A 24,328-nucleotide genomic window follows, 5' to 3' on the forward strand; every position below is an offset into this window, starting at 1 on the left:
ACCTCGTGGGCGCCGCCGCCGACGACCGCCGCGCAGCAGAAGATCGCCGCGACCTTCGACACGGTCGAGGCCGCGCCGCCGCCGACGAGCGCGATGCCGCCGCCGGCCGCCGCGCCGCCGGCCGCCGCGCCGCCGGCCGCGGCGCCGGACCCGGCGCCGCCGAGGCCGAGGAGCTTTGCCCAGAGGCCGGCCCCGGGGGCGAGCCCGTGCAGCTCGCTCGCGACGCCCTTGAGCGTGTGGCGGTACGCGCGGCATGCCTCGCAGTCCCGCAGGTGCCGCCGCGCGCGCCCGCTCATCCGGACGCCGCGGTCGTGCGCCTGGTCGAGGTCGGCGCGGATGTCCGCGCAGGAGAGCGCGCGCGCCTCCGCCTGCTCGACGAGGCCCATGCGGGCCCGCACGAGGAGCGACTTCACCGCCGGGACGCTGCAGTCGAGCGCGTCGGCGAGCTCGATGTAGGACAGGCCCTCCATCTCGCGGAGGAGGAGCGCGGAGCGCTGCTGCTCGGGGAGCCGGCCGACGTCGGAGACGAGCGTCTGCAGCTCCTCCCGCCGCGCGGCGACGCGCGCGGGGTCCTGGCGCTCCATGTCCGCGTCCGTCGCCGGCGGCTCGGGCTGCGTCGGATCGTCGATGTCGACGGTCGGCGGCTTCGCGCGGCGGAGCTGGTCGATGCAGCGGTTGTGGGCGACGCGGTAGAGCCAGGCCCGGACGCTCACGGGTCGGTCGTCGGCCCGCAGCGCGTTGTACGCGCGCAGGAAGACGTCCTGCAGCGCGTCCTCGGCGTCGGTCGGGCTCCCGCCGAGCATCTGGCGGGTGTAGGTGAAGAGCCGCTGCCGGTAGCGGTCGTGGAGGACGCCGAACGCCTCCTCGCTCCCCGCGCGGAAGGCGAGGAGGAGCTGCTCGTCCGAGCGCAGACGCAGGAGGGGACCGCCGCGGAGACGGCGCAGACCTGCGGGGGCTCTGAAGCTGTGGGCTTCCACGAGGCGCTCGCTCGACAGATGATCCTAACGGGCGCAACGAGTCGGGACGCCTCGAAGTTCCGCATCTGCGTAGCCTCCGGGCCATGACCAACGTCGTCGTCACCTCCGCCGCCCGCACCGCGATCGGGTCCTACGGGAAGAGCCTGAAGGACGTCGCGCCCACGGATCTCGGCACGACCGCGGCCACCGCCGCGATCGAGCGAGCCGGGATCGCCCCCGACCAGGTCGACCACGTCGTCTTCGGGAACGTCATCCACACGCAGCCCGCCGACATGTACATGGCGCGGGTCGTCGGGGTCCAGTCCGGGATCCCGAAGGAGACGCCCGCGTTCACCGTCAACCGGCTCTGCGGCACGGGCGTCCAGGCGATCGTCTCCGCCGCGCAGTCGATCCAGACCGGGGACGCGAAGGTCGCGCTCGCCGGCGGGGCGGAGTCGATGAGCCGCGGCCCGTACTGGATCCCCAACGGCCGCTGGGGCGCGAAGATGGGTCCGAGCGAGCTCGTCGACCCGGTGATGGGCGGTCTCACCGATCCGTTCCACGAGATCCTCATGGGCGTCACCGCCGAGAACCTCGCGGAGCGCCACTCGATCAGCCGTGAGCGTCAGGACGCCTTCGCGGTCCGCTCGCACACGCTCGCCAGCGCCGCCCAGGCCGAGGGTCGCTTCGACGGCTCGATCGTCCCCGTCGAGGTCCGGGTGAAGCGCGACACGGTCGCGTTCGACAAGGACGAGCACATCCGCCACGACGCCTCGGAGGAGTCGATGGCGGCTCTCAAGCCGGTGTTCAAGGGCAAGGACGGCACGGTGACCGCCGGCAACGCCTCCGGCATGAACGACGCCGGCGCCGCGGTCGTCCTCATGGACGCCGACCGCGCGAAGGAGCTCGACGCTCCCGTCCGCGCGCGCATCCTCTCCTACGCGATGTGCGGCGTCGACCCCGAGGTGATGGGGATCGGGCCGGTCCCCGCGGTGAAGAAGGTGCTCGACCGGGCAGGAGTCACGCTCGACGACGTCGGCGTCATCGAGCTCAACGAGGCGTTCGCCGCCCAGTCGCTCGCCGTGCTCATCGAGCTGGGCCTCGACGACGACGACGAGCGCGTCAACCCCAACGGCGGCGCGATCGCGCTCGGCCATCCGATCGGGGCGTCCGGCACGGTCATCACCGCGAAGGCGCTCGACGAGATGGAGCGGGCCGGCCACGAGCTCGGCCTCGTCACGCTCTGCATCGGCGGCGGGCAGGGGATCGCGCTGCTCCTCGGCCGCGAGTAGAGACCAACAACCGGCGGCGCGCGGGAGGGTCCCCGCGCCGCCTCGACCCCGGGAGGGAGGTCCGATGCCGTACTTCGAGAGCGAGCAGCAGATCTACGAGCACCTCGGCAAGCTGTTCCAGGACGCGTCCGCCGACGAGGCGGCGTTCGCCGAGCTGCGTCACGTCGACGCGATCGTGCAGTACCGGCTGCGTCGGCCCGACGCGCAGATCACCGTCAGCATGCTCGTCGACGCGCCGCCGCAGGTCGACCTCGGGCCGACCCATCTGCGTCCGGACATCGTCCTGCGCACGGAGACCGACACGGCGCACCGGCTCCACCTCGGCCGCGTCAACATCGCGCTCGCGCTCTCGCGCCGGCAGCTGTCGGTCGACGGGCCCGTGGACAAGATCCTGCGGCTCGTGCCGATCAGCGCCGGTCTCGTCCCGCGCTACACGGCTCTCCTCGAGGCCGCCGGGCGCGAGGACCTCGTCGCCGAGACGGTCCCTCAGTCGTCGTAGCCGGGCTCCCCCGGGAGCACGACGCGCGCCGTCTCGCCGGTGACGAGGACGCGCGGCTCGACGGGGAGGACCTCGCGAGAGCTCGCGGAGGCGAGGAGGTCCTCGGCGCTCGGGAACGCCGAGAGCTGCTCGAGGTGCTTGATCGTCGGGAAGACGAGGAGGATCTCGCCCGCGGTGTGCGCCTCGAGCGCGGCCTCGGGCGTGAACCAGCCGAGATCGACGCACTCCTCGCCGTCGACGGCCGGTGCCTCGCCTTCCGGGATGTGGGCGAGGAAGAAGTGGGTGTCGAAGCGGATCTTCACCTCTCGCGGCGTGATCCAGCGCGAGAACTTGACGAGGTGCTCGGGGGTCACGCCGCCCACCGCGGCCTCCTCCTCCAGCTCGCGGACGGCGGCGAGCCGGTGCGCCGCGTCGCCCTCTCCGTCGGTCGCGTCGACGGCGCCGCCGGGGAACACCCACACGCCGCCCATGAACCGGGCCTTCTCGGTGCGCTTCACGAGCAGGAGCTCGAGCGTCTCGGCTCCTCCGCGGAGGAGGATGAGGGACGCGGCCTGGCGCGGCGTCGTCGCGACGCCCGTCTCGTTGAGCTCCTCGCCGGGAGCGGGTCGATCTGTCTCCACGGGGGCACAGTAACCGCCCGCACGGCTGAGCGCGCGGGCGCCGGTCGGGCGATAGCCTGCCGCCCCATGAGCACCGCCGAGAAGTGGATCTGCGAGTCGTGTGGGTACATCTACGACCCCGAGGAGGGCGATCCCGACGGGGGCATCCCCGAGGGCACGGCCTTCGCCGACATCCCCGACTCCTGGTTCTGTCCGGTCTGCGGCGCGCGCAAGCGCGACTTCGTCCCCTACGAGGACTGATCCGGACGGCGGCCGGCGGCGCGGAGCGGTGGCGATGGGCACTCCCGATCGTCCCTCCGAGGGCTCGCCGGCCGACGTCACCCTCCTCACGCTGCGCAAGGCCCTCGCCCAGCTCGAGGGCGCGCGCCTCTGCTACGGCGAGCCCGTCACGATCGACGGGCGCACCGTCATCCCCGTCGCCCGGGTCCGGGCATCCGGCGGGCTCGGCTTCGGCCGCGGCGCGAGCCGCAGCGCCCTCGACGAGACCGACGGCTCGGGGAGCGGGGGCGGAGGCGGGGGCTTCCTCGACGCGACCCCGATCGGCGTCCTCACCATCGGGCCCGAGGGGACGCGCTTCGAGCCGATCCCCGATCCCGAGGCGCCCGCCCGCATCGTGAAGACCCTCGCGTCGGCCGCTGCGACGCTGCTCACCGCGCTCGCGGGGGCTCGCGCCCTGCGGCGAGGCGGCTCCGCGATCGGCGAGGGCCGCCGGCGCGGCGTCGCGGGGCTCCTGCGACGCGGCGGCTGAGCCGTGGGCGTCGTGACGGGCTGGGACGAGCTCCTCGCGCTCGACCGGCGGCACGTCTGGCATCCGTACTCGCCGATGCCCGGCGCGGCGACGCCCCTGCCCGTCGTCGGCGCGCGCGGCGTCCGGCTCGAGCTCGCCGACGGCCGCGAGCTCGTCGACGGGATGGCGTCGTGGTGGTGCGCGATCCACGGCTACCGCCACCCGGTGCTCGATGCCGCGGTCCGCGAGCAGCTCGACCGGATGGCGCACGTCATGTTCGGCGGTCTCACGCACGAGGGCGCGATCCGGCTCGCGACGCGGCTCGTCGAGATGACCCCCGCCGGTCTCGAGCACGTCTTCCTGTGCGACTCCGGCTCGGTGAGCGTCGAGGTCGCGCTCAAGATGTCGCTTCAGTACTGGCGGGCGCAGGGCGTCCGCGGCCGCACGCGCCTCCTCACCGTCCGCGGCGGCTACCACGGCGACACGTTCGGGGCGATGTCGGTGTGCGACCCCGTCGGCGGCATGCACTCGCTCTTCACGGGGATGCTCGCCGAGCAGGTCTTCGCGGACCGGCCGCCGGGCGGCGTCGACGCCCCGCTCGACGAGGAGTGGGCGGCGGGGGTGCGCGCGCTCGTCGAGCGGCACGTCGACGAGCTGGCGGCGGTCATCGTCGAGCCGATCGTCCAGGGCGCCGGCGGGATGCGCTTCCACTCGCCCGATGTCCTGCGCCTCCTGAGGGAGGTGTGCGACGCGCACGGCCTCCTCCTCGTCGCCGACGAGATCGCGACGGGCTTCGGCCGCAGCGGCACGCTCTTCGCGTGCGACCGCGCGGGCGTCACCCCGGACGTCATGTGCCTCGGCAAGGCCCTCACCGGGGGCTACATGACGATGGCGGCCGCGCTCTGCACGCCGCGCGTCGCGGAGGCCATCACGACGGGGGAGGGCGGCGCGCTCATGCACGGCCCGACCTTCATGGCGAATCCGCTCGCGTGCGCGGCGGCGCTCGCCTCGACGGGCCTCGTCGCCGACGGCGGCTGGGAGCCCGACGTGACGAGGATCGAGCGGGGCCTCGGCGAGGCACTCGCGCCGGCCCGCGAGATCGAGGGGGTGAGCGACGTCCGCGTCCTCGGCGCGATCGGGGTCGTCCAGCTCGACGACCCCGTGGACGTCGCCGCGGCGTCGGCGGCCGCGATCGAGCGCGGCGTCTGGCTGCGCCCGTTCCGCGACCTCGTCTACACGATGCCGCCGTACGTGACGGACGACGAGGACGTCGCCCGCATCGGCGCAGCGGTCGTCGCCGCCGCCCGGGCGAGCGCCCGCGCCCGCTGAGCCCGTGAGGCGCGCGTCGAACGTCGATCTGCCCCCCCGGGCGATCGGACGTCGATCTGCACCCCCTGGCGGGGGTGACGATCGACGTTCGACCCCGTCCGGGGGACGGGCGCCCCCCCCGGGCTCAGCCCACGATCTGCAGCAGCATCCGCGCCGCGCGGGCGACGGCCTGCTCGTCGAGCGGCCCGTTGCCGCGCGGGCCGGGCTGCTCCGCGGGGTTCGCGCGCGGGGCGAGGAGGAGGCGCACCTCCTGATGGAACGGGTCGCCGGGCGGGAGCGGGCGGTCTGCGTCGACGTCGTCCATCGTCCGAGCGTACGCCGACCGCCGCATGCGTCAACGGCGCTCCGGTCGAACGGGGGGAGGCCTGCCGTCGTCCCCACCCCGCCTGACGAAACTCACCACTGCCGTGAGTTTCGTCAGGAGGGTCGGGCCCTACGGCACGAGGTCGTCGGGGATCCGGTCCATGAGCACCGCGTCCCCGAGCACGCCGTCCGGGAGCCGCTCCGCGCGGCGCACCGTCCCGCCGCGCCGGAAGCCGGCCCGCTCGTAGGCGCGGACCGCGACGTCGTTCGCCGCGTTCGGCTCGATCGTGACGACGGGCAGCCCGCTCTCGAGGAGATGGCGCGACAGCATCTCGACGGCCCGGCGGCCGACGCCCTCCCCGCGGCGGGACGGGTCGGCGAAGACGTCGATCCAGGCCCGCCGGTAGTTCGGCTCACGCTCCTCGTCCCACTGGATGAAGCCGGCGACCTCGCCGCCGATCTCGATCGCGAGCCGCGTCTCGATCCACTCGTACGGGAAGCCGTCCTCGAGCGGACCCCAGAATCGCTCGACCTCCGGAGTGCGCCGGATCGCCCGCAGCGGCTCGCCGTCGGCCGCGCGCAGCGGGCGGACCCGCAGGTCGTCGTCGGCGAGGACGGGGGGGCGCGGGCCGAGCAGCCCTCGCAGCTCGGGCGCCTCGCCGCCGCCGTCGAGCCGGGGCAGCGCGGCGCCCGCCCGCGCGAGCGAGCCGGGGTCGAGAGCGACGTCCACGAGGCCGAGCACGGGCACGTCGCCGAGGCGCGCGATCGTCTCGGCGTTCGAGCGCTCGACGAGTCCAGGGTCGTCGGGCCAGCGAGAGAGGACGACCGCGCCGACGCGCAGCCCGGCGTCCGCGAGGTCCTCGAGCACGGAGACCGTGTGGTGGATCGTCCCGAGGGAGGGGCGCGCCACGACGACGACCGGGTAGCCGAGGGCGCGCGCGATCCCGCGCACGTCGACCCCGGGGGCGAGGGGCACGCGGAGGCCGCCGACGCCCTCGACGACGACGGCGTCGTGAGCCGCTTCGACCCGCTCGACCGCGGCGAGGAGCGCGTCCGGGTCGATCGGGGCCCCGGCGAGCTCCGCCGCGAGGTGCGGCGAGACCGGAGGCCCGTACCGCAGCGCCGTCACCTCGTCGCGCGGCTGGCCGGTCGACGCGGCGAGCAGCTCGTCGTCGTACGGCCCCTCCTCGTCGAGCCCCGTGAGGACCGGCTTGCACGCGCCGACGTCGAGTCCGTCCGCGCGCAGCGCCGCGCAGAGCGCGGCCGCGACGACGGTCTTGCCGACGCCGGTGTCCGTCCCCGTGACGAAGACGCCCGGCGCCTCCAGGCTCATGGCGCCGCGAGGCCGACCTCGCCCGTGCGCCGGGCGGCGACCCCGAGGACGCGCGCGGCCTCCCGCAGCTCCTCGGCCGAGTGGGTCGCCATCACCGCGAGACGCAGGCGAGAGGTCCCCGCGGGCACCGTCGGCGGGCGGATCGCCTGGGCGAACACGCCCTCCTCGAGCGCCGCCTCGCAGACGGCGACCGCGCGGGCGGCGTCGCCGATGACGAGCGGCACGACCTGCGTCGTCGAGTCGCCGACGTCGAGGCCCTCCGCGCGCAGGGCCGCCCGGAGCGTGTCCGAGCGGGCATGGAGGGTCGAGACCCGCTCCGGCTCGGCTTCGACGAGGTCGAGCGCGGCGAGGGCCGCGGCGACGCTCGGGGGCGGGGGCGCGGTCGAGAAGATGAGCGGCCGGGCGGCGTTGACGAGCAGCTCGACGACCTCCGAGGAGGCGGCCGCGAACGCCCCGTAGGAGCCGAGCGCCTTCCCGAGCGTCCCGACGACGACGTCGACCTCGTGCTCGAGCCCGGCCGCGCTGACGGCGCCGCGGCCACCCGGACCGACGCAGCCGGTCGCGTGCGCCTCGTCGACGACGAGCCGCAGGCCGCGGTCGCGGCAGAGCGCGACGAGCGCCTCCAGCGGCGCGATGTCGCCGTCCATCGAGAACACCGAGTCGGTGACGACGACGCCCGGCGCGTCCGGCGTCTGCGCGACGAGCCACGCGAGGTGCTCGACGTCGCAGTGCCGGTAGACCTCGACGCGGGCGCGGGCGAGGCGGCAGCCGTCGATGATCGACGCGTGGTTGAGCGCATCGGAGTAGACGACCGTCCGGCCCGGTGCGAGGCTCGCGAGCGCGCCGACGACCCCGATGTTCGCGAGGTAGCCCGACCCGAACAGGACGGCGGCCTCCGCGCCCTTGAACGCGGCGAGCCGCTCCTCGAGCTCGCGGTGGACGGTCATCGTGCCGGACACGAGCCGCGACGACCCCGACCCCGCGCCCCAGCGCTGCGCCGCGTCGGCGGCGGCGTCCTTCACGGTCGGGTGGTCGGCGAGCCCGAGGTAGTTGTTCGAGCACAGGAGGAGCACCTCGCGCCCGTCGAGCTCGACGCGCGGGCCCTGGGAGGACTCGACGAGACGCAGCCGGCGGTGGAGCCCCGACCGTCGCAGCTCCTCGAGCCGGTCCGCGATGTCCGACACGCGAGGGTCCGCCGTCCTTCAGTGACCGAACGGCATCCCGGTCGTCACCGCCGGCTCGGCGGGCGGCTCGCCGCCCGGCCAGCGGTTCGGCGCGCCGTCGGGCCGCTCGGGGACGACGCCCTTCTTCGCGTAGCGCAGCTGCGAGGCCGGATCCCAGAGCTGGATCGTGATGCCGGCGCTCTCGGCGGCCGCGCGCGTGTCGAGGTACTCCTCGACGAGGTCGGGGGTCTCGCCGTCGAGCCAGCCCGACCGGTTGTCCGGCCGCGGGTTCGCCCCGTTGTCGGGCTGGCGCGAGATGTCGAGGCCGAGGTTCTCGAACATCGCGCGGTCCTCGGCGGGCGTGTTGCCGAGCGTCGTGAGGAAGTTGCCCATCATCACCCCGTTGAGCCCGGCCTTCACGGCGAGCTGCTGGAGGTCCCCGATGTTCTCGGTCCGGCCCCCGCAGAGGCGGAAGAGCGCGTCGGGGAGGATGAGGCGGAAGATCGCGATCCACTTCACGGCCTCCCACGGGTCCATCAGCTCGCGGTCGCCGAACTTCGTGCCCGGGCGCGGGTTGAGGAGGTTGATCGGCACCGAGGTGGGGTCGATCTTCGCGAGCTCGAAGGCCATCTCGACGCGCTGCTCACGCGTCTCGCCGAGGTTGAGGATCCCGCCGACGCAGGTCTCGAGGCCCGCCTCGCGGACCGCGTCGATCGTGCGCAGGCGCCCCTGGTAGCGGACGGTCGACGAGACCTCCGGGTAGTAGGACTCCGCCGTCTCGACGTTGTGGTGGACGCGCTGGATGCCGGCGTCCTTCAGCTTCTTCGCGCGCTCGACGGACATGTGCCCGATCGAGGCGCAGCGCTTGAGGTTCGTCTGCTCCGAGACGAGCCGGGCGCCCTCGAGGATCTTCTCGAAGTCGCGCTTCGAGAGGCCCTGGCCCTGCGTGACCATGCAGAAGCGGTGCGCGCCGGCGGCCTCGGCCGCCTTCGCGTGCTCGAGGATCTGCTCGGGCTCCATCATCGCGTGCAGAGGCGTCTCGGCCTCCGCGAAGCGGGACTGCGCGCAGAAGCCGCAGTCCTCGGCGCAGCCGCCCGACTTCGCGTTGACGAGCGAGCACATGTCCGTCGAGGTGCCGAAGGACGCCCGGCGGGCCTCCCAGGCCCGCTCGACGAGCGCCTCGATCTCGGCGTGGTCCTCGATGTCTCCCAGCTTGAGGGCTTCTTCACGCGTGATGAGCGGCGGCATGACCGGGGACCATAAGTCGAACGACGGATGCGTGCGGCGTCGTGCGCCCACATCCACCCTCCTTGGGGGAGGACCTCACCCCTCCCGGCTCAGGGGCGGGCCGCCTGCGTCGTCTCCTCCCGCGTCTCGCCGGCGACCGCGCGGGGGAGAGCGTCCCGCCACGTCGGGCGGTCCGGCGACCAGCCGAACGTCTCTTGAAGCGCCCGTTCGCGTTCCCGCGCAGCGTCGTCGCGAAGTGCACGGCGTGGGGACCGGCGGCGAGGCGCGCGAGCCAGCGCGGGACGCGGCGGGGCGCCGCGGCCCCCGCCGCCTGCGCGACGACGGGAAGCCAGTCGCGCATCGCCGCGGGCTCGTCGTCGCAGACGTTGTAGACGCCCGGGGAGCCGCCGTCGAGCGCCGCGACGGTCGCCGACGCCGCGTCGTCGACGTGGACGAACGAGCTCATCCCCGCGCCCGAGCCGACGATCGGGAACCGGCGACGCCGGATCTCGGCGACGTTGGCGCCGTCCGGCGCGTAGTAGGTCCCGGGCCCGTAGAAGAAGCCGTAGCGCAGGACGAGGGGGGACAGGTCGTCGGCGGCGAGGACCGCGCGCTCCATCGCGAGCGTCGAGGCCACCATCTCGCGGAACGCGGGCGGCGCGTCCTCGTACGGCCTGGCGACCTCGTCGTGGATCGCAGGGCCCTCGGGCGCGGTGAGGAACGACACCGACTGGACGATGATCCGTCGCGCCCCGGCGGCGCGCGCGCCCGTCACGAGATGCGGCGTCGCCTCGCGCCGCAGCCTGCCCGTCTCCGCCATCGCGGAGGCGTAGCGGCGGAGGTCGAGGGCGCGGGGGAGCGCGGTGAGCTGCCCGACGACGACATCCGGGCTCGCCGCCCGGCACGCCGCGGTGACCGATGCGGGGTCGTACACGTCGGCGACGTGCGCCTCGACGCCGTCTGCGCGCAGCGCGTCGGCGCGGGCGTCCGAACGGGCGATCGCGGCGACCTCGTGCCCCTCGGCGTGCAGGCGCGCGACGAGGGGACGCCCGATCGCCCCGGTGGCTCCGGCGACGAGGACCCTCACCGGCCGGCCCCCGCGGAGACCTCGCGCGAGCGGACGAGGAGGACGACGAGCAGCGCCGTGAGGAGCGCGAGGGCGGCGGCGTCGAAGACGCCGATCCAGCCGGGATCGGCCGCACCGGCGTCGGCGAGGTGGTTGATGCCGTGGAGGCCGGCCTGGAGCGCGGCGAACGCGAGCACCGGCAGCCGCCACTCCCGGCGTCCCGCCGCCACGAGGCAGAGCGCCCCGAGCGCGAGCGACCAGGTCGCCGCGTCGCGGATGTAGTGGTCGTTGCGATCGCCGAACGGTCCGATCGCGTCGTAGAAGGTCCCGGGCGAGAGCGCCATCCACAGGCCCTGCCCGAGGTGGAGCGCCCCGTAGGCCCGCAGGCCGGCGGGGAGGAGGTGGGAGGCGGTCATGGCGGAGAGCTTGCCGCCCGACCGGACCCCTGTGAAGATCCAATCCCATGTCCGTGGTGGGGACCGATTCCGGCCCGGAGCTCCTCCTCCGCGTGCGGCGCGCCGCGTCCGCGCCGCCGCTCGCCGCGCAGATCGAGGAGGGCCTCCGGTCCGCGATCCGCGATGGCCGCCTCGCCCCCGGGGCCCGGCTGCCGCCCTCGCGCACCCTCGCGCGCGACCTCGGCGTCACGCGCCGGCTCGTCGTCGCGGCCTACGAGCAGCTCTCCGTCGAGGGGTGGCTCGAGGCGCGCGTCGGCGCCGGGACCTTCGTCCGCGCGGTCCCGGCAGCGGCCCCGCCCGCGGCGTCGCCCCGTCGCGCTCCCGGGACCGGGCCCACCGGTGAGCCGGCCGTGCCCTACGACTTCTTCCCCGGACACCCGGATCTCTCGCGGTTCCCGCGCGCGGCGTGGGCGCGTGCGACGCGGGACGCGCTGCGCGAGCTCCCGGACGCGGTCCTCGGCTACGGGGACCCCCGCGGCCTGCCCGAGCTCCGCGACGAGCTCGCCGCGCTCCTCGCGCGCAGCCGCGGCGTCGTCGCGGATCCCGAGCGGATCGTCGTGTGCCAGGGCGCCGTCCAGGGGCTCGCCCTCCTCGCGCGCGCCCTCGGGCCCGACGCGCGCATCGCGGTCGAGGACCCCTCGCTCCGCGAGCACCGCGATCACCTCGCCTTCCACGGGGCCGAGGTCGTCCCCGTCCCCGTCGACGCGCTCGGGGTCCGCGACGACGCCGTCGCGGCGGCGGACGTCGCCGCCGCCCTCGTCACCCCCGCCCACCAGTTCCCGACGGGCGTCGCGCTCGCGCCGGGACGGCGCGCGGCGCTCGCGCGGTGGGCATCGGAGTCGGGGACGCTCGTCGTCGAGGACGACTACGACGCCGAGTACCGCTACGACCGCGCGCCCGTCGCCGCGCTGCAGGCGCTCGCGCCCGAGTCGGTGGTCTATCTCGGCTCCGCGAGCAAGACGCTCGCCCCGGCGCTCCGTCTCGCGTGGCTCGTCGTGCCCGAGCCGCGGCTGCGCGCGGTGACCGAGGCGAAGCACCGCATGGATCAGGGCTCGCCCGTCCTCGAGCAGGCCGCGCTCGCGCGCCTCCTCCGCGACGGCGCCTACGACCGCCACCTCCGTCTCGTCCGCCGCGTCCAGCGCGAGCGCCGGGACGCCCTCCGCGACGCGGTCGCCGACGAGCTGCCGGGCGCCTCCCTCACCGGCATCGACGCCGGGCTGCACGCCGTCGTGCGGCTCCCGCATCCGGTCGGGAGCCGCGCGCTCCTCATCGCGGCGCGCGCCGCCGGGGTCGGCGCCTACCCGCTGGGGCTGTGGTACGCCGACCCGCACCCGACGTCGACCGGCGTCGTCCTCGGCTACGGCGCGCTCCCGCCCGCGGCGATCCGCGAGGGCGTCGCGCGCCTCGCGCCCGTCGTCGAGGCGACGCGCGCCGGCTGACGCGCGCCTCCGGCTCCCGCCCCGAGCCGACGAGCGCCGGCTCGTCCGCAGGGACGCGGAAGCCTCGGCGGCGCAGTCGCCCACTCACGCGATCCGCGCAGCCGGCTGACGCGCCGGCGGTCGCTTCAGCGGCGGCTGACCTCGACGAGGACGAAGTCCTTGAGCTGGCGCGCGCGGTGCACGAAGCCCTTGAGCGTGCGGCCGGTCGCGCGGTGCGCGAGGTCGAGCTCGACCTCGCCGACGGCGTAGCCGGCGCGCACCGCGTCGACCGTCATGCCGATCTCCATCCCGAACCGCGGGGCGAACGGGACGACGGCGGCGAGCACCTCTCCGCGCATCGCGCGCTGGCCGCTGATCGGCGCGTCGAGCTCGAGGCCGACGAGCCGGCGGATGGCCGCCCGCGCGTACCCGACGGCGAACCCGAACCCGCCGCCGACGCGCGTCGCGAACGTCGCGACCGCGAGGTCGCACTCTCCGATCCGCACGGCGCGGACGAGCCTGGGGAGCTCGCACGCCGTCTCGGCGAGATCGCCGTCGCAGAGGACGACGATCGGCGGGTCGGGCTCGAGCGTGAGCGCGAGGATCCGGTGGGCGGCGAGCGTCGCGACGCCGCCCTTGCCGAGGTTGCGCGGGGCGCGCACGAGCTCGGCCCCCGCCTGCAGCGCGACGTGGGGCGTCGCGTCCGGCGAGTGGTCGTCGGCGACGACGATGCGGACGCTGGGGAACGCGTCGCGGAGCGCGTCGATCGTCGCCGGGAGGCGGTCGGCCTCGTTGTAGGCGGTGACGATGACGACGACGTCGGCGCGCTCGGGCGTGGAGGACTGGGCGTCCATGGCGGCGGCTATCGTTCCAGACGGTCCGGCCGCCGGACCGCCCGCCCCTGAGCAACGGAGGACAGCGTGCCCGACGTCGAGGCGCACATCAACGGGACCGTGTGGAAGATCGAGTGCGTGGCGGGCGACGCCGTCGAGGAGGGCGAGACGGTCGTCATCCTCGAGTCGATGAAGATGGAGATGCCCGTCGAGGCCGAGGACGCGGGCGTCGTCGCGGAGGTCCTCTGCGAGGAGGGCCAGGCCGTGACGGCGGGCGACGTCCTCGTCCGGCTCTCCGGCGGCTAGGAGGTCCCCGCGGGGCCGTCTCGGCGGCGATCGGGATACGGTCCCGGCGTGCCAGGAGAAGTGCGCCTCGACGAGCCCGCGGACGGCGTCCTGCGGCTCACCCTCGCGAATCCCGCCAAGCGCGGGGCCCTCGACCACGCGATCCTCGACGGCGTCGCCGCCGCCGTCACCGGCCTCGACGCCGACGTCCGGTGCCTCGTCGTGCGCGGGCACGAGGGCCAGTTCTCGTCCGGCTACGACATCGGCGATCTCCCCGACGAGACGTTCGCCGAGGAGGCGGAGAAGCTCGTCGCCCACCCGTTCACGTCGGCCATCGACGCGCTCGAGGCGTGTCCCGTCCCGACGATCGCGGCGCTCAGCGGGCATGCGATCGGCGGTGGTCTCGAGCTCACGCTCGCCTGCGACTTCCGGATCGCGGCCGAGGGCATCCGCCTCGGCATGCCGCCGGCGAGGCTCGGGCTCGTCTACTCGCACACCGGCCTGCGCCGCTTCCTCAACGTCATCGGCGAGCCGCGGACGCGCGAGCTCTTCCTCCTCGGCCGCTACGTCGACCCGCAGACCGCCGAGCGCTGGGGGCTCGTCAACCGCGTCGTCGCGCCCGACCTCCTCGACGGCGAGTCGCTCGAGTGGGCGACCGAGCTCGCGGCGCACGCGCCGCTGAGCCTGCGCGGGAACAAGCGGGCCCTGCGCGAGCTCCTCGACGCGGAGGGCGCGCTCGCCGCCGACACGGAGGCGGAGCTCATCGCCCTCCGCGAGGAGTGCTTCCGCAGCGCCGACCTCCTCGAAGGCGTCCGCGCGTTCGCCGACCGGCGCCCTCCCCGCTGGCAGGGGCGCTGACGCTCGACCGCGGGGCGAAAAGCCCCGCGTCGGTTCGGACCGGCCGTCCATGGGGACGCCGGGCGCCCGGTCCTACCGTTCTCGCCATGGTCCACACGACGCACACGGGAAGCCACGGCGTCTCCTCCTGCGATGGACGGGCTTCCCGGTCGGCGGGCCGGCGTGCGGGCGGCGGCTTGACCCACCGCGCCCGTCGCCGGCGGCTCCGCGGAGGCGGGGGGCGAAGGGCTCCCGCTCGCGGCGCCGCCGCACGGTGAGGCAGGCCGGGGCCGCGAACCCTCGGGCGGGGACGGGACAGCCCCGTCCGAGGCGGCGGCCCCGGCCCTCACCGCGTCCCTCGGGCCGCCCGCCGCGGAGGGTAGGGTCGGCGCGATGCTCCTCGCGATCGACCAGGGCACCACGGGGACGACGTGCCTCGTCTTCGACCTCGACGGCGCGCTCGCCGGCCGCGCCTACCGTGAGTTCACCCAGCACTTCCCGCGGCCCGGATGGGTCGAGCACGACGCCGCCGAGATCTGGGAGGTGACCCGCGCCGTCGCCGGTGAGGCACTCGACGACGCCGGGGTCGGGCCGGGCATGCTCACCGCGGTCGGGATCACGAACCAGCGGGAGACGGTGTGCGTGTGGGACCCGGAGACGGGCGAGCCGCTCCACCGGGCGCTCGTCTGGCAGGACCGGCGCACCGCCGCGCGCTGCGACGAGCTCCGCGAGGCGGGGCACGAGCCCCTCGTCCGAGAGCGGACGGGGCTCGTCCTCGACCCGTACTTCTCGGGGACGAAGATCGAGTGGCTCCTCGAGAACGTCGAGGGGCTCCGCGAGCGCGCCGAGCAGGGGCGCGCGGTCTTCGGGACGATCGACGCCTGGCTCGTCTTCCAGCTCACGGGCGAGCACGCGACCGACGTGTCGAACGCGTCGCGGACGCTCCTCTACGACATCGCCCGCGGCTGCTGGGACGAGGACCTGTGCGGGCTCCTCGGCGTCCCCGTCCGCTCCCTCCCGGAGGTCCGCCCGTCGATCGGCGACTTCGGGACGACCCGCCCGGACGTCCTCCACGGCCACGCCGTGCCGCTGTCGGGCATCGCGGGCGACCAGCAGGCCGCTCTCTACGGACAGGCGTGCCTCGACGAGGGGCTCGGCAAGAACACCTACGGGACGGGCTCGTTCGTGCTCGTCAACGCGGGGACGGAGCCGCCGCCGGCCGCCGAGGGCCTGCTGGCGACCATCGCCTGGGGCATCGGGCAGCGGACCGTCTACGCGCTCGAGGCCGCGATCTTCGTCACCGGCGCGGGCGTGCAGTGGCTGCGGGACGGCCTCGGGATCATCGAGACCGCCGACGAGACGGAGGCGCTCGCCGGCTCGCTCGAGTCCAACGACGGCGTCTACTTCGTCCCCGCCCTCACCGGCCTCGGCTCGCCGCACTGGGACCCGTACGCCCGGGGGACGATCGTCGGCCTCACCCGCGGCGCGACCCGGGCCCACCTCGCCCGCGCGACGCTCGAGGCGATGGCCTACCAGACGGTCGACGCGATCCGGGCGATGGAGGCGGCGTCGGGAACGCCTCTCGCCGAGCTCAAGGCCGACGGCGGCGCGACCGTGAACCGCTGGCTCATGCAGTTCCAGGCCGACGTCCTCGGGACGCCCGTCGTCGTCCCGGAGATCCGCGAGACGACCGCGCTCGGCGCGGCGATGCTCGCGGGGGTCGGGGCGGGCGCCCTCTCGCAGGACGGCGTCGCGAAGACCTGGCGGGCGGCGGCGAGGTACGAGCCCGCGATGTCCCAGGACGAGCGCGAGACGCTCCTGGCGGGGTGGCGGAAGGCGCTCGATCGGTCGCGCGACTGGGCGCGAGACTGACGCGCGGGGTACGCTGGGGTGCAGGAGAGACGACCCCGGGAATCGAGCAGGCATGAGTGAGGAGAAGCTGGCGTCGATGAAGGCGCAGGTCTACACGGACCCGCGCCCCAAGGAGTACTTCGACCGCTTCCACGAACGCTCGCGGACGCAAGAGCCCGACTGGGTCTACGAGGCGGTGCGGATGGCGACGTCGATGTACGCCTTCACGTTCTTCCGGGCGCGGTGCATCAGCTCCGAGAAGGTGCCGGCCAGCGGTCCCGTCATCCTCGCGCCGAACCACTTCTCGTTCATGGACCACTTCTTCCTCGGCGCGTTCCTGCGTCGCAAGGTCCGCTTCATGGCGAAGTCGCACATGTTCAAGCCGCCGCTGCAGTGGATCTACACCCACGGCGGCGTCTTCCCCGTCCGGCGCGGCGCCCGCGACGACGAGGCGTTCATCACGGCGAACTCGGTCCTCGCGCGCAACGGCGTCGTCGCGATGTACTGCGAGGGCGGCCGCTCGCGCGACGGGCGCCTCGCCGAGAAGGCGAAGCCCGGGATCGGGCGGCTCGCGCTCGAGTCCGGCGCGGTCGTCGTCCCGGTCGCGATCCACGGCTCCTCGCGCGTGCGCAACTGGAAGCGCGGGCAGTTCCCGAAGGTGACCGTGCAGTACGGGGACCCCATCCGGTACGAGCGCGTGCACGAGCCCTCCCGGGAGCAGGCCCAGGTCGTCGCCGACGAGATCTTCGACGAGATCAAGGTGCTCTACGACGGTCTCACCGAGCTCGGCTCCTCGACGGTGCGCGCGAGGGTGCGCGCGGCCCGGCGCGCGGCGCGCCGCGCGAAGCGCCGGGCGGCGACGGCGTAACCGGCGGCCGCGAGGCGCGCGGCGTCGGCGGACGGCCTGCTCGGCCCTCGATCCCCGCGAGAGCTCAGAGCGTGGCGCATGGCGCGACGTCTTGGGTCCTGGGCGCCGTCCGGGCTCGACGCGACTCCGCGGGACCGCGGGCCCGGGGCGACGCGGTGACCGCCCTACCTCCGCACGATCTCGCAGTCCGCCGCGACGACGTCCGCGACGTCGGCGTACACGATGTCGACGCCGTCGCCGCACCACACCCGATCGGCGCCGCCGCCCGCGACGTTGACGCGGTCGTCGCCCGGGCCCGCGGCGATCGCGTCGGGGTCGAAGTTGCCGTAGACGGAGTCGTTCCCGGCGCCCGCGTCGATCGCGTCGGCGCCCCGGTCGCCGGTGATGTAGTCGTCCCCGTCCTCGCCGAAGATGACGTCGTCGTCCCGGCGGCCGTGGATGCGGTCGTTCCCGCGACCGCCGGCGAGGCGGTCGTTCCCGTTCTCGCCGTCGACGTAGTCGTCGCCGTCGGCGCCCGAGAGCTGGTCGGGACCGTCCCCGCCGAGCATCGTGTCGGCGCCGGGCGTCCCGAGCAGGGCGTCGGCGCCTCCCGTCCCGATGATGACGTTCGTGCGCGGCGGGGCGTCGGTCGCGGGCTCCGGCGGCGCGAGGAGGACGGTCTCGCAGCCGATGAGGACGTCCCGGGACGGCGCCGTCTCCTCGACGACGACGGTGTCACGGCCGCTGCCGCAGCGCACGACGTCGCTCGAGTCGTCGGCGACGCGGATGACGTCGTTCCCGCGCCCACCGCGGACGTCGTCGCTCCCGGGGCCTCCGACGATGTCGTCGGCGCCGTCGCCTCCGGCGAGGTCGTCGGCGCCCGAGCCGCCGTCGAGCGCGTCGCGTCCGGAGGACCCGGAGAGGCGGTCGCGACCGCGGTCGCCGCGCAGGACGTCGTCGCCCGCCCGCCCGAAGAGCAGATCGTTGCCGCTGCCGCCGTCGAGGAGGTCGTCGCCCGTGCCGCCGTCGACGGTCTCCGAGCCGGGCCCGGCGAAGAGCTGGTCGTTGCCGTCGTCGCCGCGCAGACGGTCGGTGCCCCGGCCGCCGTCGATGTAGTCGTTGCCCGGCCCGCCCTCGAGGAGGCGGTCGTTGCCGAAGCCCTTCTCGACGATCCGGTCGTCGCCGAGCCCGCCCCGCGCGGTGTCGTCCCCGTCTCCTCCGTCGATGAAGTCGGGTCCCTCCCCGCCGTCGAGGTCGTCGTTCCCGGTGCCGCCGAACATCGTGTCGTTCGCCGCGCCGCCGACGAGCAGGTCGTCGCCCGCCTGCCCGCTCATGCGGTTCGCGCCGTCGTCGCCGAAGAGCTCGTCGCTCGATCCGCCGCCGACGAGCCGGTCGTCGCCCGGGCCGCCGAGGAGCTGGTCGCGTCCCCGGCCGCCGTCGAGGACGTCGTTCCCCCAGCCGCCGAGGAGGAGGTCGCGGAGGCGCGTCCCGCGGAGCACGTCGTCACCGCCCGTCCCGCGGATGACGGCGACGCCGGACTGGACGGCGGCGTCGACAGGGCGGGACGTCTTGCGCAGCTTCTGCACGTCGATCCGCTTCAGCTGCCGGGCGCTGAACACCGAGACCGTGCCGGCGCGCTCGTCGGCGACGTAGAACCGCAGCGGGTCGGGGGAGGCGATCGGCCATCCAGGCCCCTCGCCGGCCGCGACGCGCTCGATCGTGCGGCCCCGGCGCAGGTCGACGATCGCGGTGACGCGACTGCCGCGGGCGGCGCCGACGACGGCGCGGCGGCCGTCGGCGATGACGGCGATGCCGCCGCCGAGCCCCTTGCCGAGCCGGATGCTCTTCTCGACGCTCCGCCGGCGCGTGTCGATGCGCACGAGACGGGCGCGCCGCCGGTCGCCGGCGACGACGAACGCGTCACCGCCGCGCGGGCCGAACGCGACCCCGGTCGCCCCCGTCACCCGCAGGCGCTTCGAGAAGCGGGCCTTCTCGAGGTCGAGGATGCCGACCTGCCGCCGACCGATGATCGTCACCGCGCGCGTCCCGTCGGCGCTCACGGCGATGCGCCCGGGCGAGGAGCGCGGGATCGGGATGCGCCCGAGGAGGGCGAGGCCGACGGAGTCGAGCACGTCGACGCCTCCCCGGCGGGTCGCGAGCACGCGGCGGCCGTCGGCGGCGATCGCGAGGGCGACGGGGGTCGCGGTGAGCGTCGCGGCCTCGCGGACGCGGCGGCTCGCGAGGTCGACCGCGACGACGCGGCGACCCGCGGCGACGTACGCGGTCGTGCCGTCGGGTCCGACAGCGACCGCGCGGGCCTTCCCGCCGACGGGGACGCGCGCGACGATCTCGTTCGAGTTGACGCCGGTGAGCGTCACGGCGCGGTTGCCCTCCGCGACGGCGACGACGCGCGCGTGCGCCGCCGGCGTGGGTGCGGCGAGGAGCACGGCGAGCGGCGCGAGCGCCGCGAGTCGGCGGGGGAGGGAGCGGGACATTCGCCGAATGAACGCAGGGGAGGAGCGCCGGTTGCGGTCTCCGCACGGACTAGGCTCATGTCCGATGACGCGCCTCGTCCCCGACGTGACGGCTCTCCTCCGCCCCGGTCTCCTCTCCGACCGTCCCGTCGTCGTGACGGGCGAGCCCGTCGGCGGGCCGCTGTCCCGCGCCTGCGCGGCGCTCGACGCCGACGTCTCGGCGCTCGCCGTCGACCTCACGGATCCGGGCGCGGCCGACGCGCGGGCTGCCGAGATCGGGCGCGCGCACGCGGTCGTCGTCGACGCGGGGCGCCTCCTCGGCGACGCGAGCGCCGCGGTCGACGGGGCGGACGCGCTGCAGGCGGCGCTCGACGCGACGTGGGTGGCGGCGCGTGCGGTCGCGGTCGCGTGTCTCATCCCTGCGCGGACGGGCGTCGTCGTCCTCGTGGGCCCGCCGCGGGACGGCCACCGGCACGCCGGGCCGCTGCGGGCGGGTCTCGAGAACCTCGCGCGCGTCCTCGGGACGGAGTGGTCGCGGCACGGCGTCCGGGCGACCGCCGTGCTGCGGGGAGGCGCCACGCCGGACGACGACGCCGCCGCGCTCGTCGCCTACCTCGTCTCGCCGGGCGGGGACTACGTCTCCGGCGCGACGTTCACGCTCGACGCGGTCGCCTGAGCGACCGCGTCGCGCGTGCGCCGGACGGCCTCAGTACATCATCCCGGAGAAGACGCCCCCGGAGACGTTGAGGACCTGGCCGTGGACGTAGTTCGAGTACGGCGAGCAGAGGAAGAAGATGCCGCCGGCGGCCTCCTCCGGCGTCGCCGGCCGGCCGAGCGGGATCATCATCGAGGCCATCTGGCGCATCTGCTCGGGGATGCCGAGCTGCACCTGCTCGCCGTCGATCTCCATCGTGTTGTCATCGACCTTCGCCTGCGTCAGGCGCGTGTCGACGAACCCGAAGGCGACCGCGTTGCAGTTGATCTTGAACTGGCCCCACTCCTTGGCCAGCGTCTTCGTGAGGCCGACGACGCCGTTCTTCGCCGCGGAGTAGTTCGCCTGGCCGGCGTTGCCCATCGTCCCGGAGATCGAGGCGACGTTGACGACCTTGCGGAAGACCTCCTTGCCCTCCTCCTTCTCCTGCTTGGCGGGCTCGCGCAGGTAGGGGGAGGCGGCGCGGAGGACCTTGAACGGGACCGTCTGGTGGATGGCGACCATGCGGTCCCACCAGTCGTCGCTCATCTTGTGGATCGGCGCGTCGAGGGTGTAGCCGGCGTTGTTGACGATGATGTCGATCTGGCCCCAGGCGTCGACGGTCGTCTTGATGAGCTGATCGGGCGCGTCGCCCTTCGTGAGGTCGCCGGCGAAGACCGTCGTCTCGCCCTGGATCTCGGACGCCGTCTGCTCGGCGACATCCTTGTCGAGGTCGTTGATGAGGACCTTCGCGCCCTGCTCGCTCAGCAGCTCGGCCGTCGCCCGGCCGATGCCGCGCGCCGAGCCGGTGACGATCGCGACCTTCCCGTCCAGAACTCCCATGCTCGTCTTCCTCTCTCGTGGTGGGACTGAGCGGGGCCCTCGGGGCCCCGGCGGGGGCCGATCCTAGTGGCGCAGCCCGCGCGCCGACCTGCGGGGAGGCGCCCTACAGGCCCATCGTCTTGCCGAGGATCTCCTTCATGATCTCGTCGGTCCCGCCGCCGATCGGCCCGAGGCGCGCGTCGCGCGCCGCCCGCTCGATGCCGTACTCCTGCATGTAGCCGGCGCCGCCGTGGAGCTGGAGGCACTCGTCCATCACCTGGAAGGCGGCCTTCTGGGTGGCGAGCTTCGCCATCGTCACCTCGCGGACGGCGTCCTGGCCGCTCGTGAAGAGCCGCAGCGCGTGGTAGGTGAGGTCGCGCCCGCCCTCGATCGTCACGGCGATCTCGGCGAGCTTGTGCCGCACGACCTGGAACTTCCCGATCGGCCGTCCGAACGCCTCGCGCTCCTTCACGTAGGCGAGCGTCTTCTCGAACGCGGCCTGCATGCCCCCCACGGAGCCGAGCGCCATGAGGAGCCGCTCCCACTGGAAGTTGGCCATGATCTGGATGAAGCCCTTGTCGCGCTCGCCGAGGAGGTTCTCGTCGGGCACGAAGACCTCGTCATAGGTGATGAGGCCGGTGTCGGACGCGTGCCAGCCCATCTTCTCGATCTTGCTCGCGTGCACCCCCGGCGCGAAGTCGTCGCCGTCCCGGGCGTCGACGATGAGGAAGCTCATCCCGTGGTGGCCGCCCTCCTTCGTCGTCTTCACCGCGGCGACGTGGAAGTCCGCGCGGACGCCGTTGGTGATGAACATCTTCGACCCGGAGACGGTCCAGCCGCCGTCGACCTTCGTCGCCTGGGTGCGGATGCCGGCGACGTCCGAGCCCGCGTCGGGCTCGGTGATCGCGAGCGCGGCGATCTTCTCGCCCTTGATCGCGGGGACGAGGTAGCGCTGCTTCTGATCCTCGGTCCCGAACGTGAGGATCGGCGGCGTCGCGATGTCCATGTGGGCGCCGACGCCGGCGGCGAGTCCGGCCGATCCGCACCAGGCGAGCTCCTCGGCCATGACGGCCTGATGGACGTGGTCGCCGCCCTGGCCTCCGTACTCCTCGGGGTACTTGAGGCCGAGGAAGCCGAGCTCGGCCATCCGGTGGAAGACCGAGTTCGGGAACCAGCGCGCCTCCTCCCACTCGTCGGCGTGCGGGGCGAGCTCGCTCGCGACCCAGCGGCGGACCTGCTCGCGCAGGTCCTCGTGCTCCTGGGTGAACGGGGGGAGGATGGCCCGCTCGGCGCGGGCCTCGGGGACGCCCTTCTCGAAGGTGGCCATCGCGGCGCTCAGAGCCCGTAGGAGCGGCCGATGACCTCGAGCATGATCTCGTCGGTGCCGGCGCCGATGCGGTTGAGCCGCAGGTCGCGCCACGCGCGCTCGACGCCGTACTCCTGCATGTAGCCGGCGCCGCCGTGGATCTGGATGCACTCGTCGGCGACCTCGACCGCGATCCGCGACGCGTGGAGCTTCGCCATCGAGATCTCGCGCACGGGGTACTCGCCGTTCGCGAAGCGCCACGCGGTCGTGTAGACCATCTGGCGCGCGGTCTCGATCTTCGTCGCCATCTCGGCGAACTTGTGGCGGATGACCTGGAAGTGGCCGATCTCGCGGCCGAACGCCTTGCGCTCGAGCGCGTACTGGAGCGTCTGGTCGAAGACGCGCTGGGCGCCCGCGACGGAGCCGGCGGCGCCGATGAGCCGCTCGCCCTGGAGCTCCCAGGAGATGTGGTAGAAGCCCTTGCCCTTCTCGCCGAGCATCGCGCTCGCGGGGACGCGGACGTCCTGGAACGCGAGGAGGGCCGTGTCCGAGGCGTGCATGCCGAGCTTCTTGAGGCGCTGCTCGCGGACGACGCCGGGGGCGTCCATCGGGACGAGGAAGAGCGTGATGCCGGAATGCCCCGCGTCGGGATCGGTCTTCGTCACGAGGACGATGACGTCCGCCCGGTGGCCGTTGGTGATGTAGGTCTTCGAGCCGTTGATGACGTACTCATCGGTCGCCTCGTCGTAGACGGCGCGCGTCTTGATGCCGGCGACGTCGGAGCCGGCGTCGGGCTCGGTGATGCCGAGCGCGAGGATCGCATCGCCCTTGATCGCCGGGACGAGCCAGCGCTGCTTCTGCTCCTCGGTCCCGAAGATGTGGATGGGCGGCATCGCCATGTCGGTCTGCACCGCGACGGCCATCGCGAAGCCGCCGGACTGCGAGAGGGCCATCTCCTCGGCGAGGACGAGGCTCGCGAAGTAGTCGCCGCCCTGGCCGCCGTACTCCTCCGGCATCGACAGGCCGAGGAAGCCGAGCTCGCCCATGCGCCGCATGATCGAGTCGGGGAACGTCGTCTCCTCCCACTCCTCGGCGTGGGGCGCGCACTCCTTCGTGACGAAGGCCCGGATCGACTCCCGGAGCCGGTCGTGCTCCTCGGTGAAGATGAAGTGCTTGCGCGGCTGCCCGTGGTCGGGCTTGAGGACGTCGGAGGTCGGGGTGCTCATGGCCGGACCGTAGCCGGTCGTGAGCAGAAAGTGAACAGTGCCACTTTCCACTTTCCACGAAACGGCCGGGGCGGCCTGCGCATATCGTGCGGGGCTCCGACGTACCCGCCCGATCCGAGGAGAGGACCCGATGAGCTACGAGACCCTGCGCTACGACGTCGACGACCGGGGCGTCGCGACGATCGCGATGGACCAGCCCGACAACCGCAACGCGATGACGGACGAGCTCCTGCACGACCTCGTGGCGGCGTTCGACGCCGCCGCCGAGGACGACGCGGTCCGCTGCATCGTCCTCGCCTCGACGCACCCGACGACGTGGTCGGCCGGGGGGAACCTCGCCGGGTTCGGGAGCGATGCGCCGCTCGCCCACAAGTACCTCGGCTCCGACAAGTTCCCCAAGCTCTTCGCGGGCATCGGCGGCCTCGGCAAGCCGGTCATCGCCGCGGTCGACGGGCACTGCCTCGCCGGCGCGTTCGGCCTCGCGCTCGCCTGCGACTTCATCATCGCGAGCGACGAGTCGACGTTCGGGACGCCCGAGATCAACGTCGGGCTCTTCCCGTACATGATCGCGGCGATCATCTACCGCAACGTCGGCCGCAAGAAGACGAACGAGATGCTCCTCCTCGGCGACCGCTTCGGAGCCGACGAGGCCGAGCGGCTCGGCGTCGTCAACACCGTCGTGCCGCGCAAGGACCATGCGGCGACCGTCTCGGACTGGGCGGGCCGGCTCGCCGCGAAGAGCCCGCTCATCATGCGGCTCGGCAAGGA

Annotated in this window: 25 protein-coding genes; 12 read left to right on the forward strand and 13 right to left on the reverse strand. The window is 74.2% G+C overall.

Annotation, left to right across the window (positions count from 1 at the left end):
• A partial coding sequence (locus tag ACME2J_RS17855; protein WP_495546297.1) for an RNA polymerase sigma factor occupies positions 1 to 977 on the reverse strand: 977 nt, incomplete at its 3' end.
• 83 nt (positions 978 to 1,060) lie between these two features.
• On the opposite strand from ACME2J_RS17855, the gene bktB reads away from it, so the two are divergent.
• Entirely contained in the window at positions 1,061 to 2,248 is a 1,188-nt protein-coding gene (gene bktB / locus ACME2J_RS17860; protein WP_495546298.1) for a beta-ketothiolase BktB, read from the forward strand.
• A gap of 64 nt (positions 2,249 to 2,312) precedes the next feature.
• Complete coding sequence (locus ACME2J_RS17865; protein WP_495546299.1) at positions 2,313 to 2,747, forward strand: hypothetical protein; 435 nt, start codon at positions 2,313 to 2,315, stop codon at positions 2,745 to 2,747.
• Here the strand turns inward: ACME2J_RS17865 and ACME2J_RS17870 are convergent.
• Positions 2,735 to 3,367 carry an NUDIX hydrolase gene (locus ACME2J_RS17870; protein ID WP_495546300.1) on the reverse strand — a complete coding sequence of 211 codons (633 nt, stop codon included), beginning with the start codon at positions 3,365 to 3,367 and terminating at the stop codon, positions 2,735 to 2,737. The two genes, ACME2J_RS17865 and ACME2J_RS17870, sit on opposite strands and share 13 nt — an antisense overlap.
• Before the next feature lie 66 nt (positions 3,368 to 3,433).
• Here ACME2J_RS17870 and ACME2J_RS17875 point away from each other — a divergent pair, with 66 nt between their 5' ends.
• Genes ACME2J_RS17875 through ACME2J_RS17885 form a run of 3 tightly spaced genes read left to right on the forward strand, consistent with a single transcriptional unit; the run spans position 3,434 to position 5,423 of the window.
• On the forward strand, positions 3,434 to 3,607 hold the full coding sequence (locus ACME2J_RS17875; RefSeq protein ID WP_495546301.1) for a rubredoxin: 174 nt from the start codon (positions 3,434 to 3,436) through the stop codon (positions 3,605 to 3,607).
• A 34-nt stretch (positions 3,608 to 3,641) separates the two neighbouring features.
• On the forward strand, positions 3,642 to 4,115 hold the full coding sequence (locus ACME2J_RS17880; protein WP_495546302.1) for a GerW family sporulation protein: 474 nt from the start codon (positions 3,642 to 3,644) through the stop codon (positions 4,113 to 4,115).
• A 3-nt stretch (positions 4,116 to 4,118) separates the two neighbouring features.
• Positions 4,119 to 5,423 carry an adenosylmethionine--8-amino-7-oxononanoate transaminase gene (locus ACME2J_RS17885; protein ID WP_495546303.1) on the forward strand — a complete coding sequence of 435 codons (1,305 nt, stop codon included), beginning with the start codon at positions 4,119 to 4,121 and terminating at the stop codon, positions 5,421 to 5,423.
• 124 nt (positions 5,424 to 5,547) lie between these two features.
• Here the strand turns inward: ACME2J_RS17885 and ACME2J_RS17890 are convergent, their stop codons facing one another.
• The 6 genes from ACME2J_RS17890 to ACME2J_RS17915 form a co-directional block, all read right to left on the reverse strand.
• A complete protein-coding gene (locus ACME2J_RS17890; RefSeq protein ID WP_495546304.1) occupies positions 5,548 to 5,727 on the reverse strand; it encodes a hypothetical protein in 180 nt (59 codons plus the stop codon).
• A 129-nt stretch (positions 5,728 to 5,856) separates the two neighbouring features.
• Positions 5,857 to 7,059, reverse strand: a complete 1,203-nt coding sequence (gene bioD / locus ACME2J_RS17895) for a dethiobiotin synthase (protein WP_495546305.1) — start codon at positions 7,057 to 7,059, stop codon at positions 5,857 to 5,859.
• Positions 7,056 to 8,243 carry an 8-amino-7-oxononanoate synthase gene (bioF, locus tag ACME2J_RS17900; protein WP_495546306.1) on the reverse strand — a complete coding sequence of 396 codons (1,188 nt, stop codon included), beginning with the start codon at positions 8,241 to 8,243 and terminating at the stop codon, positions 7,056 to 7,058. The genes bioD and bioF overlap by 4 nt, the downstream gene beginning before the upstream one ends.
• 18 nt (positions 8,244 to 8,261) lie before the next feature.
• On the reverse strand, positions 8,262 to 9,470 hold the full coding sequence (gene bioB / locus ACME2J_RS17905; RefSeq protein ID WP_495546307.1) for a biotin synthase BioB: 1,209 nt from the start codon (positions 9,468 to 9,470) through the stop codon (positions 8,262 to 8,264).
• Positions 9,448 to 10,536 (reverse strand): NAD-dependent epimerase/dehydratase family protein, encoded by a 1,089-nt coding sequence (locus ACME2J_RS17910; RefSeq protein ID WP_495546308.1) that lies wholly within the window; start codon positions 10,534 to 10,536, stop codon positions 9,448 to 9,450. The genes bioB and ACME2J_RS17910 overlap by 23 nt, the downstream gene beginning before the upstream one ends.
• Complete coding sequence (locus ACME2J_RS17915; protein ID WP_495546309.1) at positions 10,533 to 10,931, reverse strand: hypothetical protein; 399 nt, start codon at positions 10,929 to 10,931, stop codon at positions 10,533 to 10,535. Before ACME2J_RS17915 ends, ACME2J_RS17910 begins: the two co-directional genes overlap by 4 nt.
• 47 nt (positions 10,932 to 10,978) lie before the next feature.
• Here ACME2J_RS17915 and pdxR point away from each other — a divergent pair, with 47 nt between their 5' ends.
• Positions 10,979 to 12,409 (forward strand): MocR-like pyridoxine biosynthesis transcription factor PdxR, encoded by a 1,431-nt coding sequence (gene pdxR, locus ACME2J_RS17920; protein ID WP_495546310.1) that lies wholly within the window; start codon positions 10,979 to 10,981, stop codon positions 12,407 to 12,409.
• A gap of 125 nt (positions 12,410 to 12,534) precedes the next feature.
• Here the strand turns inward: pdxR and ACME2J_RS17925 are convergent, their stop codons facing one another.
• Positions 12,535 to 13,242, reverse strand: a complete 708-nt coding sequence (locus ACME2J_RS17925; protein ID WP_495546311.1) for a glycosyltransferase family 2 protein — start codon at positions 13,240 to 13,242, stop codon at positions 12,535 to 12,537.
• 66 nt (positions 13,243 to 13,308) lie between these two features.
• On the opposite strand from ACME2J_RS17925, the gene ACME2J_RS17930 reads away from it, so the two are divergent.
• From ACME2J_RS17930 to ACME2J_RS17945, 4 genes are all read left to right on the forward strand, one after another.
• Positions 13,309 to 13,527 carry a biotin/lipoyl-binding carrier protein gene (locus ACME2J_RS17930; protein WP_495546312.1) on the forward strand — a complete coding sequence of 73 codons (219 nt, stop codon included), beginning with the start codon at positions 13,309 to 13,311 and terminating at the stop codon, positions 13,525 to 13,527.
• Positions 13,528 to 13,575: 48 nt separating this feature from the next.
• Positions 13,576 to 14,364, forward strand: a complete 789-nt coding sequence (locus ACME2J_RS17935) for an enoyl-CoA hydratase/isomerase family protein (RefSeq protein ID WP_495546313.1) — start codon at positions 13,576 to 13,578, stop codon at positions 14,362 to 14,364.
• A 372-nt stretch (positions 14,365 to 14,736) separates the two neighbouring features.
• Positions 14,737 to 16,215: a glycerol kinase GlpK gene (gene glpK / locus ACME2J_RS17940; protein ID WP_495546314.1), complete on the forward strand. Its 1,479-nt coding sequence runs from the start codon at positions 14,737 to 14,739 to the stop codon at positions 16,213 to 16,215.
• 52 nt (positions 16,216 to 16,267) lie between these two features.
• Positions 16,268 to 17,062, forward strand: coding sequence for a lysophospholipid acyltransferase family protein (locus ACME2J_RS17945; RefSeq protein WP_495546315.1), 795 nt, complete (start codon positions 16,268 to 16,270; stop codon positions 17,060 to 17,062).
• A gap of 164 nt (positions 17,063 to 17,226) precedes the next feature.
• Here the strand turns inward: ACME2J_RS17945 and ACME2J_RS17950 are convergent, their stop codons facing one another.
• Positions 17,227 to 19,536: a hypothetical protein gene (locus ACME2J_RS17950; RefSeq protein ID WP_495546316.1), complete on the reverse strand. Its 2,310-nt coding sequence runs from the start codon at positions 19,534 to 19,536 to the stop codon at positions 17,227 to 17,229.
• A gap of 64 nt (positions 19,537 to 19,600) precedes the next feature.
• Between ACME2J_RS17950 and ACME2J_RS17955 the strand changes: the two genes are divergently transcribed.
• Positions 19,601 to 20,191 carry a hypothetical protein gene (locus ACME2J_RS17955; protein WP_495546317.1) on the forward strand — a complete coding sequence of 197 codons (591 nt, stop codon included), beginning with the start codon at positions 19,601 to 19,603 and terminating at the stop codon, positions 20,189 to 20,191.
• A gap of 30 nt (positions 20,192 to 20,221) precedes the next feature.
• Here ACME2J_RS17955 and ACME2J_RS17960 read toward each other — a convergent pair whose 3' ends face one another.
• The 3 genes from ACME2J_RS17960 to ACME2J_RS17970 form a co-directional block, all read right to left on the reverse strand.
• A complete protein-coding gene (locus tag ACME2J_RS17960) occupies positions 20,222 to 21,049 on the reverse strand; it encodes an SDR family NAD(P)-dependent oxidoreductase (RefSeq protein ID WP_495546318.1) in 828 nt (275 codons plus the stop codon).
• A gap of 103 nt (positions 21,050 to 21,152) precedes the next feature.
• Complete coding sequence (locus ACME2J_RS17965) at positions 21,153 to 22,355, reverse strand: acyl-CoA dehydrogenase family protein (protein WP_495546319.1); 1,203 nt, start codon at positions 22,353 to 22,355, stop codon at positions 21,153 to 21,155.
• 8 nt (positions 22,356 to 22,363) lie between these two features.
• Positions 22,364 to 23,560 (reverse strand): acyl-CoA dehydrogenase family protein, encoded by a 1,197-nt coding sequence (locus tag ACME2J_RS17970; protein ID WP_495546320.1) that lies wholly within the window; start codon positions 23,558 to 23,560, stop codon positions 22,364 to 22,366.
• A 130-nt stretch (positions 23,561 to 23,690) separates the two neighbouring features.
• Here ACME2J_RS17970 and ACME2J_RS17975 point away from each other — a divergent pair.
• On the forward strand, positions 23,691 to 24,328 hold a 638-nt coding region (locus ACME2J_RS17975; RefSeq protein ID WP_495546321.1), incomplete at its 3' end, for an enoyl-CoA hydratase/isomerase family protein.

It is taken from the genome of Paraconexibacter sp. (assembly GCF_059438195.1).